Origin of the sequence: Veillonella sp. LMAG:90 (assembly GCF_008679445.1) — a bacterium.
In the GTDB taxonomy this organism is placed as follows: Bacteria; Bacillota; Negativicutes; order Veillonellales; family Veillonellaceae; genus Veillonella_A.
The window spans coordinates 1-12,929 of sequence record NZ_NAND01000001.1 but is presented as its reverse complement, the minus strand read 5'-3'; the positions used below and the strand labels follow the sequence as shown (position 1 = coordinate 12,929).

Annotated in this window: 10 protein-coding genes; 5 read left to right on the top strand and 5 right to left on the bottom strand. The window is 38.6% G+C overall.

Translation table 11 applies throughout. The features are described 5' to 3' along the window. Nucleotides 1-100 precede the first annotated feature (100 nt). A protein-coding gene (locus CCC71_RS00050; RefSeq protein ID WP_296332573.1) for an IS3 family transposase occupies nucleotides 101-1,542 on the bottom strand; the annotation gives its coding sequence in 2 pieces (ribosomal slippage) (nucleotides 101-1,035 and nucleotides 1,035-1,542; 1,443 coding nt in all). A 245-nt stretch (nucleotides 1,543-1,787) separates the two neighbouring features. Between CCC71_RS00050 and hsdR the strand changes: the two genes are divergently transcribed. From hsdR to CCC71_RS00025, 5 genes are all read left to right on the top strand, one after another. Beyond that, on the top strand, nucleotides 1,788-5,027 hold the full coding sequence (hsdR, locus tag CCC71_RS00045; RefSeq protein WP_296332570.1) for a type I restriction-modification system endonuclease: 3,240 nt from the start codon (nucleotides 1,788-1,790) through the stop codon (nucleotides 5,025-5,027). Nucleotides 5,028-5,043: 16 nt separating this feature from the next. Further along, entirely contained in the window at nucleotides 5,044-6,483 is a 1,440-nt protein-coding gene (locus CCC71_RS00040) for a class I SAM-dependent DNA methyltransferase (RefSeq protein ID WP_021840203.1), read from the top strand. Continuing rightward, the gene (locus CCC71_RS00035) at nucleotides 6,480-6,695 is read left to right on the top strand and encodes a hypothetical protein (RefSeq protein WP_295241269.1); all 216 of its coding nucleotides are present in this window, start codon (nucleotides 6,480-6,482) and stop codon (nucleotides 6,693-6,695) included. The genes CCC71_RS00040 and CCC71_RS00035 overlap by 4 nt, the downstream gene beginning before the upstream one ends. Nucleotides 6,696-6,805: 110 nt before the next feature. Then, nucleotides 6,806-7,234: an FKBP-type peptidyl-prolyl cis-trans isomerase gene (locus CCC71_RS00030; protein WP_021842327.1), complete on the top strand. Its 429-nt coding sequence runs from the start codon at nucleotides 6,806-6,808 to the stop codon at nucleotides 7,232-7,234. Between the two features lie 557 nt (nucleotides 7,235-7,791). Beyond that, nucleotides 7,792-9,207: an aspartate ammonia-lyase gene (locus tag CCC71_RS00025; protein ID WP_296332568.1), complete on the top strand. Its 1,416-nt coding sequence runs from the start codon at nucleotides 7,792-7,794 to the stop codon at nucleotides 9,205-9,207. A 196-nt stretch (nucleotides 9,208-9,403) separates the two neighbouring features. Here CCC71_RS00025 and CCC71_RS00020 read toward each other — a convergent pair whose 3' ends face one another. The 4 genes from CCC71_RS00020 to thiF all read right to left on the bottom strand — a co-directional run. Continuing rightward, complete coding sequence (locus tag CCC71_RS00020) at nucleotides 9,404-10,147, bottom strand: thiamine phosphate synthase (RefSeq protein ID WP_296332565.1); 744 nt, start codon at nucleotides 10,145-10,147, stop codon at nucleotides 9,404-9,406. After that, entirely contained in the window at nucleotides 10,140-11,378 is a 1,239-nt protein-coding gene (gene thiH / locus CCC71_RS00015) for a 2-iminoacetate synthase ThiH (RefSeq protein ID WP_226974534.1), read from the bottom strand. The genes CCC71_RS00020 and thiH overlap by 8 nt, the downstream gene beginning before the upstream one ends. A gap of 118 nt (nucleotides 11,379-11,496) precedes the next feature. Beyond that, on the bottom strand, nucleotides 11,497-12,321 hold the full coding sequence (locus tag CCC71_RS00010) for a thiazole synthase (RefSeq protein ID WP_021842331.1): 825 nt from the start codon (nucleotides 12,319-12,321) through the stop codon (nucleotides 11,497-11,499). Between the two features lie 4 nt (nucleotides 12,322-12,325). After that, a partial coding sequence (gene thiF, locus CCC71_RS00005) for a sulfur carrier protein ThiS adenylyltransferase ThiF (protein WP_296332562.1) occupies nucleotides 12,326-12,929 on the bottom strand: 604 nt, incomplete at its 5' end.

Here is a 12,929-nt window from a genome sequence, read left to right as displayed (position 1 = left end):
TTAAAAGACTCGGATATTGAAAAAAGACCGTAGTGATGTAGTGACCCCAAAAAGTTAGACTTTTATTTCCGAGAAGCCTGAATAGGTTTCTCGGAATTTTTTATGCTACTGTATTCTTTAAGCGATACTTTACCGGGCTTAGCCAATTCAACTTCTCTTTTATTCGTTTTTCATTGTAATAAAGTATATATTGAGTAAGTGCTGTTTCTAATTCCTTGTAGCTATGAAATGTTTTTCCATAATACATTTCCTGCTTCAAAATTGAAAAGAAGTTTTCCATAGGCGAATTGTCATAGCAATTTCCTTTTCTGGACATACTCTGGAAGATATTATTATTCTTTAAGAGCCTTTGATATTCTTTCATTTGATACGCCCAGCCTTGGTCAGAGTGAAATGTTCGTCTATATTTAGCATCCTCTGTTATTTTAATAGCTTTTCTTTGTGCCATTAAAATACCAGCTGCTGAAGGTGCCGGTGAAATACTGAAACTTAGTATTTCAAGATTGTATAGGTCCATAAATGGATCTAAATACAATTTTCTTGTTATTAATTCTCCATCAGCTCCCCCCTCATAATACTTGAATTCAGTTGTATCTGTTGTGATTTTTTGATGGGGGTATATACATTCAAATCTACGGTGAATTCGATTGGGAGCAACCGTACCTTTTTTGCCTTTGTAGGAGTTATATTTTCTGCTTTTGCGAGAATATGTAGTAATTTGAAGTTTAAACTTTTTAATGATACGCTGCAGTTTCTTTTTATTAATTACTATCCCTTTAAGTTTTAATAAGGGTAATAACCGTCTATATCCATAATTGGGATTGGTTTTTCGAATCTCTTCAGTTTCTATTTTTATTGCTAAATCTGGATCTTCACGAGTGAACCTCTTTTGCCAATACATATAAGTAGCCTTAGGAAAATTTAATGCCGCAAGAATCTCCTTTAATGTGAACTCTCTTCGGAGGCCGTTGATGATTCTTGCGATTTTTTCATTTCTCGAGCTTCCTCGAGTCGCAGCCTCCTCAGTTCTTTTAAATAGGCATTCTCTATTTGAGCATAGCGCAATTGTTTTTCCAGTTCTAAAATTCGTTGTTGCTCAGGTGTTAATTTAGATAGTTCTTTTTGACTAATACGTATAGGTTTCTTAGGCTTGGATTGCTTAGTCTCAGATTTCTTCATAGTGGGTGGCCGTCCTTTAGGTCGTTCAACAAAGGCATTTACACCATCTTTTATATACTCTGATTTCCATCGAGCAATTAATGTTGGATTATTAATTCCGTACTGTAAAGCTATTTGTTGATAAGATAAGATACTTGTTAAGTACAACTCTACCACAGATTGCTTAAACTCAGAAGTATATTTAGTCTTAGATTTTCTTTCTTTAAGTCCTTCCACACCAAATGCTTGATAATTTTTTATCCATCTTTTGACCTGAGAATATGATTTGACTCCATATTTTTTTGCTAGAGTTCTGCCACCGCCTTCTCCATTTAAATATGCTGTAACAACTTTTAGCTTAAATTTAAAACTATATTTTGACATGAAAAAACCGACCTCCTTAAAATTAGATTTTTAGGTCTAACTTTAAGGGGTCGGTTCATGATGAAAAATTCATCAAGCGGTCTTTTTTGTTATATTTGAGATAATATCTAGAAGTCAAATATTTTATAATATAAAATCATATTTCATGGGTGATGTGATATAATAATATAAAATAATACTTCCTATAATAATAAATATATGGAAGATACTCATGGAAGCATAGATTAGGAAAATGGGGTATTTATATGAGTAACTTTGATATGATGAAGGATGAATGGAGTCTTTTGGGGCATCTGGGAGAAACAGCGGAGTACAATGTTTATAGAGATCCAAATGTAACATTGGTTAAAATTAGACAGTTTGCAGAAAGTATGGTAGAAGCAATATTTTCTCTCGAGCAGATTGAAGTTGATTCTGAGTGCTCGTTAATCAAACGGTTAAGAATATTAGAATTGAGAAATGTTTTAGAACCAGAGCTATTAGAAGTTTTTCATAATATTCGTAAACATGGTAATTTGGCAGTTCATACAAATTATGGTGATTTTACTACAGCACTAAATAGTGTTCGGTGGGCACATTTTCTTGCAAATTGGTTCATGGAAGTATATGTTTCTTATGATTATGAAGGGAAAGCTTTTTCCAATCCCGAAAAACTACAAGATAATCCTAATAGTACAATTGATGAGTTAAATGAAAAGATTAAATTATTAGAGGCTATACTGGAAAGCGAACGATTAGATTATGGTTTAAAATTACAAAAGTTAAGTAAAAATTCAGGAAACATTATTAATAAGAATGTTACTAAAGTTCGTAGATCTCAGTCTCAAAAATATCTTAAAAATAAACCCCTTTCTGAAAAAGAGACTCGGCTTAATTTTATTGATGAGCAGTTGCGTAATGCAGGTTGGTTAGCGGATACTGATAAAATAGCTTGGTCTCAAGGTGAAAGACCGGAAAAAAATAAGAATAAGGCTATTGCTGAAGTTCCTGTTAATGGGGGATATGCTGATTATGCTCTTTTTATTGGTTTGGATTTGGTGGGTATAATAGAAGCAAAACAATATAATTTTTCAATAGCCGGTCATATAGAACAAGCAAAGACTTATGCTAAAAATATAAAAGACATGGATGAATATGAGGTGCCATTTATAGATGGAGAATATAAAGTACCTTTTATATATGCAACTAATGGTCGTTCGTATATAGAACAATTCAAAGAACAATCTGGAATATGGTTCTGGGATAGTAGATACCCTGAAAAAACTTCTTTTCCTTTAGAAGGGTGGCATAGTCCGGATGATTTAAAAGAAAAGCTTAAAGTAGATGAAAATAAGGCTAATGCTGAATTAATTAATGAACCTTATCCAGATTTTGTAGAACGTTATTATCAAATTGAGGCAATAAAGGCTGTTGAAAAGGGATTAGCTGATAATAAACGTCGAATGCTATTGGCAATGGCTACAGGTACTGGAAAAACTCGTTTGGCGATAGCATTAATGTATCGATTAATTAAAACTAAACGTGTAAGGAGAGTGCTCTTTTTAGTTGATCGTAGAAGTTTAGGTATTCAGGCGGCCGATGCGCTTGGGGATATAAAAATTGAAAATTTATCTGTTGCAGATATTTATGATGTCAAATCGATAGGTGAACCTGATCCTGAAACGGCTACAAAGATTCATATTTCAACCGTTCAAGGTATGGTTAAGAGGCTTTTTTATTCTGATGATAGAATATTATCTGTTGGAACATATGATTTCATTATTGTTGACGAAGCTCATAGAGGATATCTTTATGACAAAGAAATGACTGATGATGAAATTTTATTTAGAGACCAACAAGAATATATTAGTCAATATAGAAGAGTTATTGATTATTTTGACGCTACGGTGGTGGGGCTTACGGCAACTCCAGCTTTACATACTACAAAAATTTTTAATGCACCTATATATACTTATTCGTATTCTGATGCTGTGATTGATGGTTTTTTAGTTGATCATGAGCCGCCATATAGATTTGAGACAGAGCTATTAAAAAATGGGATAACTTTTGCTGCAAAATCAGATGTCGATATATGGGATGAAGAAAAGAAGGTTTTTGATAAGGCCTATTTAGAGGATGAATTAAGTTTTGAAGTAGACAATTTTAATAAAAAGGTAATTACAGAGGATTTTAATAAAGTAATCTTAGAAAAATTAACTGATTATTTAGATACAGACGACGATGGGAAAACTCTTATTTTTGCAGCCAATGATTTACATGCTGATATGGTAGTTCGACTTTTAAAAAAGGCATATGAAGATAAGGGTATTCCGGTACATGATGATGCCATTATTAAAATTACAGGATATATTAAGAATCCAGAAGAAGCAATTAAGCGATTTAAAAATGAGAAATATCCTAATATAGTGGTAACCGTAGATTTATTAACTACAGGTATTGATGTGCCAAAAATAATTAATTTAGTCTTTTTGCGGAGAGTACGTTCTCGCATTTTATATGATCAAATGTTAGGTCGTGCAACAAGGCTTTGTCCGAAGATTGGTAAGACATCATTTTATATTTTCGATGCGGTTCATTTATATGATCATTTGAAGAATATTACTGATATGAAACCGGTTGTAGTAAATACTAATCTATCTTTAATGGAGTTGTATCAGAGAGCATTAGATGCTACAGATAACGAAACATATGAATATTTTAAAAATGAGCTCATTGCTAAAATGCAGCAAAAAAAACAACGAATTGATAGAACTGAAGAAAATAATATAGAAATATCAGCTTCTTTTGGTACATTGGATTCGTGGCTATTAGACTTAAAGAGCATGAGCCAAAAACAGTTGGGAGCCGAAAAAGATAAAATAGACTCTTTTGATCGTTTGCACACAAATTCAAAATATCCAAATATTAAATATATTTCTAAGCATCCGGATAAGCTTTTGGAAGTAATTCAAACGTATGGTCCTAAGAATATGAAACCTAATGACTATTTAGAAGAGTTTTCAAAGTTTATAAACGATAATATAAATAAAATTGCAGCTTTAAATATTATAGTTAATAGACCAAAAGATTTGACTTTTAACGAATTGCGCTCTATTCAATTAGAATTAAAACGTAATCATTACGATGAAAATATGTTGAATTCTGCGTGGCAAAAAGCCAAAAAAGAATATATTGTTGCAGATATTATTAGCTTTATTAGACAAGCTGCAATTGGAAGTGCATTAGTTTCTCATGAGACACGTATAGAAAATGCCATGGAAAAAGTATATAATATGAAATCTTGGACACCGAAACAAATGGAGTGGCTGAAACGTATTAGAGCCCAACTTTTGAGTACGCCGGTATTGGCGCCAACAGCACAGGTATATTTTGATGAGACAACTGTATGGCGTGAAAAAGGCGGATATAACGGGATGAAACGAAGAATAGGAGAAGATATAGACAAAGTTATTGAATTACTTAATGATGAATTGTATATATCATAGTGATAGGAGATAAATTGTGACAAATAATGAAATTGTACAAAAACTATGGAAAATGGCAGATATTTTACGAGATGATGGGATTAGTTATCAAAACTATGTAACTGAGTTAACTTATGTTTTGTTTCTTAAAATGATGAAAGAACAAAACTCTGAAGAAGTAATTCCGGAGATGTATCGTTGGGATGAGTTAGTTTCTAAAGAAGGTTTAAAGCTTAAGAAATTTTATAAAAGGTTATTGCTCGACTTAGGAGATCCTGCAATTACGGCGAATAGAACATTAAATATGATTTATGCAGACGCTTCAACCCATATAGATGAACCTAAGAATCTAGAAAAGATAATTAAATCTATTGATGATTTAGAATGGTATTCGGCCAAAGAAGAAGGTCTTGGAGATTTGTATGAGGGGTTATTAGAGAAAAATGCTAATGAAACAAAATCTGGTGCAGGTCAATATTTTACACCACGAGCTTTAATTGATGTCATGGTGGAATTAGTCAATCCAGTTAAAGGAGAAAAACTAAATGATCCAGCAGCAGGTACATTTGGTTTTATGATCGCAGCAAATCATTATCTTAAATCAAAGTATGACGAGTTTTTTGAACTATCGCCTGATGAGGTTGAGTTTCAAAAACAAAAGGCTTTAAGTGGTATGGAATTAGTTCCTAATACACATAAATTAGCATTGATGAATGCATTGCTTCATGACATAGATTGTAGATTAGTGCAGGGAGACTCTTTATCTTCTAATGGGAAGTGGATGAAGGATTTTGATGTTGTTTTAACCAATCCACCTTTTGGAACAAAGTCAGGAGGAGAACGAGCGACTCGTGATGATTTAACATACGAGACAAGTAATAAGCAGCTGAATTTTCTTCAGATAATTTATAATTCTTTGAAGCCCAATGGAAAATCAAGGGCTGCAGTCGTTGTTCCAGACAATGTTTTATTTGATAGTGGTGTAGGAGAGTTAATTAGGCGAGACTTAATGAATAAATGTAATTTACACACTATCTTGCGGTTACCAACGGGAATTTTTTATGCTAAAGGTGTTCAAACAAATGTATTGTTTTTTGAAAGAGGCGCAACAGAAACAAACAATACTAAGGAGATTTGGATATATGATCTACGTAATAATATGAGAACATTTGGAAAACGAAATCCTTTGAATAAAGATGATTTTAAAGAATTTGTTGAATGTTATAAACGAGATTATCGTGAGGAGCGTCAGGAACTTTGGAATGAGTCTAACACTAATGGTCGATGGCGTAAGTATAGCATTGAAGAGATCTTAAAAAGGGATAGTGTGAATTTAGATATTTCTTGGATTGAACCTGAAAGCGAGGAAACAGAATATACTATTTTAGAAATGTTAGATCTTATGCAGGAAAAATCAGATAATATAGCGCATGCTGTAGCACAACTGAAGGAGCTTTTAGGTGAGGTTGAAGAATGATAGATACAAAAGCGCTGAAAGATAAAATTTTAGATTTGGCAATGAGAGGGAAATTGACTCCCCAAGACCCTAATGATGAACCAGCAAGTGAACTCCTAAAAAGGATTAAAGCAGAAAAAGAAAAGCTAATTAATCAAAAAAAGATTAAACGAGAAAAAAATGGTTCTGAAATTTTTCAAGGTGATGATGGTTTACATTATATTACCCATTAAGAATTGGAATTAGCGATTATTTAGATAGTTTTACTTTATGACTTACTTAGTGTACAATGAAAAGGATTTGAATATTTTTCAGAAATTCTCTAAACAGAATGGAGCTAAACATGAGCAACGAAAACAAAAAAGTACAAGTACATTACACCGGCACGTTTAATGACGGCACGAAGTTTGATTCTTCTTACGATCGTGGTGAACCATTAGAATTCATTTGTGGTGCCGGCATGATGATTAAAGGTTTTGACGAAGCCGTTAAAGACATGGCTGTAGGCGAAGTAAAAGATATTCACTTGATGCCTGCTGATGCTTACGGCGAAGCAAATCCTGCTTATATTTTAACAATTGAAATTGCTGAATTACCGGGTTCTGAAAAACTCGAAGTAGGCAATCGTGTTCAGTTAACTAATACTGCAGGTCAACCGGTACCGGCTAAAGTAATCGACAAAACTGAAACAATGATTACTTTCGACGCTAACCATGAAATGGCCGGCAAAGAACTTAACTTCAAAATTGAATTGGTGTCTGTAGAAGACTAATATATCGGACATTTACTCAAACCATAATTGAGCTGTAGCGAAAACAGTGCATCTGTATTTCGCTGCGGCTCTTTTTATTTGTAGGAAGAGGCTGACGAGCCTTTATATTCTATAGTCTTAGCCAAATGCATATTACCGTACTAAAAAGCGTCAAAACTCGTCAGAGCTATGCGTCAAACTCATTGTTGTTATACCGTTGTAGCTAGTGGCTTTGTTAACTGTTCTATAGAAAAAGACATGACCTATGCCAGCTATATCCTTATTTGATATAGCTTTATGGCCCTTTTAGCCTTTGTTGTACATTGTATACATGTTATAATGAACGTGTCCGGTAGATATTGGATGGAGCGAACTTAGCCCATACCGGACATTTCCTATATGCAGCTTGAATAATGAAGTTTTAAGACAAAGGATAATACAGTCTTAAAGTTGTACAGAAGGAATCCAATGAGCGAACAAAAACTAACAGTAACATAACAATAATATAACAATGATTTTAACCGGTTTGCGATAATCGGTTCAACATAGTAGGTACTAGAAGAAATGAGGTAAAATGTATGCGTAAGGAACATGATTTTTTAGGCGAATTAGAAGTTGCTGACGAATTGTATTATGGTGTGCAAACTCTTCGCGCAATGGAAAATTTTACAATTACAGGGAAACATCTTGACCGTGATTTCATTAAATCCATGGCTATGGTTAAAAAAGCCAGTGCTTTGGCTAACATGAAGACAGGTCGTATGGATCCGACTATCGGTAATGCCATCGTGCAGGCTGCCGATGAAATCATTGCCGGCCAATGGGTAGAACAATTCCCAATCGATCCGATTCAAGGTGGTGCCGGTACATCCTTCAACATGAACATGAACGAAGTGTTGGCGAACCGTGGTCTTGAAATCTTAGGTCATGCCAAAGGCAGTTATGACATTATTTCTCCAAACAACCACTGCAACATGGCTCAGTCCACGAACGATACATTCCCGACAGCTATTAAAGTGTGTGCTATTTTAAAAAGCAAACCGTTAATTGAAGCATTGCAGCGCTTAGTTGACGAATTGGAAAAGAAAGCGGAAGAATACAAAGAAGTTTTGAAAATGGGCCGTACTCATTTACAAGACGCTGTGCCGATTACCCTTGGTCAGGAAATGGGCTCTTACGCTTCCGGTATTCGCCGTGGCATTAAACGTATTCAGTCTTCCATTGAAGGTGCTCATGTTGTGAACATGGGGGCGACTGCTGTAGGTACGGGTCTTAACGCCGAACCTTCTTACATCGAAGACGTAGCTCATGAATTATCTGAAGTGGTTGGTGAAAAATTTGTTACCGCTGATAACTTGATCGATGCTACGAACAACACCGATATTTTTGCCGACATTTCCAGTGGCATGAAAGTAACGGCTCTCGTGTTGATTAAAATGGCGAACGATTTCCGCTTGATGGCATCCGGCCCTCGTTGCGGTATTGGCGAATTGAAATTACCACCTCGTCAACCGGGTTCTTCCATTATGCCGGGCAAAGTTAACCCTGTAATTGCGGAAGTATTGAACCAGGTCTGCTACCAGGTAGTAGCTAACGACTTAGCCGTAACCTTGGGCGTTGAAAACGGCCAGTTCGAATTGAACGTTATGGAACCGGTTATTGCGTACAACTTGTTCAATGCTATGTGCTATTTGAAAAACGGCGTAAATACTTTCGTTGATAAATTATTAATCGACCTCGAAGTTGACCGCGAACGTTGCGAATACTGGTTGAACCGCAGTGTGGGCATCGTAACCGCTTTGTTACCGTATGTTGGTTATGAAAACGCATCCGCTTTGGCTAAAGAAGCGTACACAACGGGCCGCGCTATTAAAGAAATCATTTTGGAAAAAGGTTTGTTGACCGAAGCCGAAATGAACCATATCTTATCGCCGGCTGAAATGACAAAACCTGGTATTGCCGGTGCTGACATTTTAAAAGTAAAAGGCAACTAATAATACAAAGTATTAGATACTGAATGCCGAATACAAAGTATTAGATATTGAGTACTGGATTTTAAATCCTAGATGCGGAATATCAAATACTACATATTCAATACAATAAAAATATAGCCAATGACCCTTATAAAAGGCGCCTGAATCTATCTCTGCTTAGATTCAAGCGCCTTTTGTAGTTAATAGAAAACTAAGTTTATTCAATGCCGCTTAACAGTTGCCGCCATTTTTTCGTGTAACCGTAAATATCTTCCTGTTCCATGGTTTCCGTCATTACATAGATGCCCGCAAATCCTTTTGGAAGTTGGCTGAACGTGTTAAAGTTTATGCCGCCGATAGCGTGAAGGGGGATATGGTGGGCTTTCGCGAACTCAAGCACGTCCTGGCATTCGGCGCTATTTCGCGGTGCCAGTCCCGGTTTGCAGCGAGAAGGGAATAAGTGCCCTAAGACTAACCATTTGGCACCCTGAGATTCTCCTTTTTGGGCTTCACCTAAAGAATGAACTGAAACCCCAAATTTAAACGGGGCAGGCATAAGAACTTTATATCCTAAAACAGACTCTGCCTGGGCTTGAGCCGTTATATCGAGACATTCGGGCACTGAAAGTTGAGCCGGCAAATTATATTTTATGGCTAAGTCGATATGGTGGCTGATGATGAGCTCCGTGCCGACCGTTTTAGCTATGGGAAGAAGTTCTGTGAGTAGGTCCTCATACTCTTTGATGGATAATTCCTTAGCTCGAAGCAATACTGCATCGGGACCGGACTTAATTAGAGCTCGTAAATAGTCGGTCGGTGACAAGGGTGAATTTATTTTTCCTAAAAACTCATAGAGTGCGGGTAAATGAGTGACATAGGTTAGTTTCATAGAACCTTGTGTGGTTGCGTCCCCTTGCGCAGTTGAGGGAGCTTTTAAGTTGAAAACTTCGTTTTTAGACACGGATGTGGTCATGGTACACTACCTGGAGGCCCAGTTTTTGAATATCATCATGCATTTCGGCAACGCTGCGGGTATCGCTAATGTCAAATTGGTCGCTACTGCGATGTTTATTACTGGCACTGTGGCCGCCCACATCCACTTGAACGCCGGCCGATACTTTGGTGGCACAAATATTCATGACTGCATTGCGGAATTCTTTGCTTTCGCGGCTGGATACGGTAATTTGTGCTTGCGGAACAAACAAACGATAGGCACACATGATTTGTAAGAAGTCACGGTCGCTCACTAAATGGTTGAAGTGTCCCAGTTCACCGTTAACCGGACGCAAGCGTGGTACGGAAAAACTGAGTTCGGCGGCCGGGAAGGCTTGTTGCGTAGACCAGACGTGAAGCCCGGTGGCTAAGGCATCGTAGCGGAAATTGCTAAGACCTAATAAAGCGGCAAAGCCGGCGCCTCTAAAGCCGCTGTTCAAAGCCCGTTCTTGGGCATAAAAGCGATACGGGAAGGAGCGTTTATTGCCGTAAGGGTGGTAGTATTCATACGCTTTAAGGTCGTAAGACTCTTGGAATACAGTGATGAAGTCCGCGCCTGCTTGATGGAGAATTTCGTAGTCCGCTTGATTGGCCGGATAGATTTCTATGCCGATGTTGGCAAAATATGGTTTGGCCAGTTCGAGGGCGGCTGCAATATATTCGATGGAAGAGCGCGATTCTGATTCACCGGTTAAAAATAGAATTTCTTGTAAGCCTGTTTGAGCAATGCTTTCTAACTCGCGTTTCACATCATCCATGGAAAGTTGGGCGCGTTTAATCGTTTGTTTACTGTTAAAACCACAGTAACGACAACCGTTATGGCAGTAGTTGGCGATATAGAGGGGCGTGAATAGTTGCACGTTATTGCCGAAGCGAGCCCGCGTTAAGGTTTTGGCTTTTTGCGCCATCGCCTCTAAATAGGGAGCGGCAGCCGTACTGAGGAGGGCCATAAAATCTTCCGGCTCCAATGTGTCTTTGGCCAAGGCTTGCTCTACATGGTGGGCGGTAAAGTTTTTATCAGAAAAGCTGTTTTTAGTATTCAGCACATAGTTGAGCCGCGTCATATCCAATTGGTCCATGGACGAAGTGTAGGCCATGATGTTATTTTTTAATACAGCTTCGTCGTCGGGCGTGGCCGTTTTGATGTGGCCATTGAGCTTGGGCGGCATCATATGACGAGGAGTAGGTAATATATTCATTATGATCTCCTAAATTATTTAGCTTGAGTTTAATTGCGCATTAGGAAAGTAATCCGGTGATCAATGTCGGAAGAACTTGTCTTGAAGATGCGCACGTAATCATTTCGTGTGTATGTATTTAATCGTTCAAGAAGCCCGTGAGTGGGCTGGATGCTTCCGCTTGGTCCGCAATAACGCGGCCCGTTTGGCCAAGGTACGCCAGGCGACCGGCTTCGATGGCGAGGCGAAAAGCTTTACACATTTGCGCTACATTGCCGGCCGTGGCGATGGCCGTGTTGCACATGATGGCGGTGACACCCATCTCCATGGCTTCGCATGCTTCCGACGGTTTGCCGATGCCTGCATCGACGATAACCGGCAAGTCCGTACTTTTTAGAACAATGTCGATGAAAGCTTTGGTACAAAGACCGCGGTTACTGCCAATCGGTGCGGCGAGGGGCATGATGGCGGCTGCGCCGGCTTCTTCAAGAGCCTTAGTGGCATAGTAATCGGGATACATATAAGGGAGTACGACAAAGCCTTTATCGGCCAGCATTTTGGTGGCACGGATGGTTTCTTGGTTATCCGGCAAGAGCCAGCGGGCATCGCTAATGATTTCTACTTTGACAAAATCGCCGCAGCCCATGGCACGGGAGAGTTCGGCAATGCGCACCGCTTCTTCCGCTGTGCGGGCACCTGAGGTATTTGGCAATAAGGTTACATCTTTAGGCATAAAGTCTAAGATGTTTTCTTGCCCGTCCGGCGTGGCGCGACGCAAAGCTAAGGTGATGATTTGAGCCTTGCCTTCTTCGGCGACGGCTTTTATAAGGGGTAGTGAAAATTTGCCGGAACCTAAGATAAGGCGGGAAGAAAATGTTTTGCCGCCCAGCGTGAAGGTATCGCCTTCCGGTGTAAATTTAGAACTTGGTTCGATGGTGGCCTGTTGTGAGGCTGTTGTTGACATAGTGTCACTCCTTTTGAGTCAGTAATAAATGTAAGAGCATGGTTGCTTCGTGAGCGGCACAGAGCATGACACGCGGTGCCAAAAGTCCGAGGGTGCTTTCGCTGTGGCCGTCACCTGTTTGGTAATAGCGGCTGAATAATTCTTTGGTTTGGACCGTATTCGGATGATCGTAACCGCTGACGCCGCTGGCCCCGATTAACGTTGTTGCGGGATAATGCGTTAGTACATAGCTTGTTAATTCCGCCTTGTTTTCAGCCGAGTCGAAGGCTTCGATGATGTAGGGGAAGCCTTTTAAATAGTTGTCAAAATTACTGCTGTTGATGGTGGTGTGGACGGCGTTCACTTTGATGAACGGATTGATGCGGTGAAGAATATCTTTTAAGGCTACAACTTTCGGTTTGCCCAAATCCGTCATTTCATAAGCTTGGCGACCAAGGTTCGTAATGTCTACCACATCCTTGTCGATGATGGTGAGCTCGCCGATGCCAAGCCGCGCGAGGCTAATGGCGATATGTGAGCCAAGACCGCCGGCACCGCAGATGGGAATGTGGCTCGACTTTAGCTTGTTATAAATGGTTTTGCCGTAACGAGCGTTCCATACGGCGTCG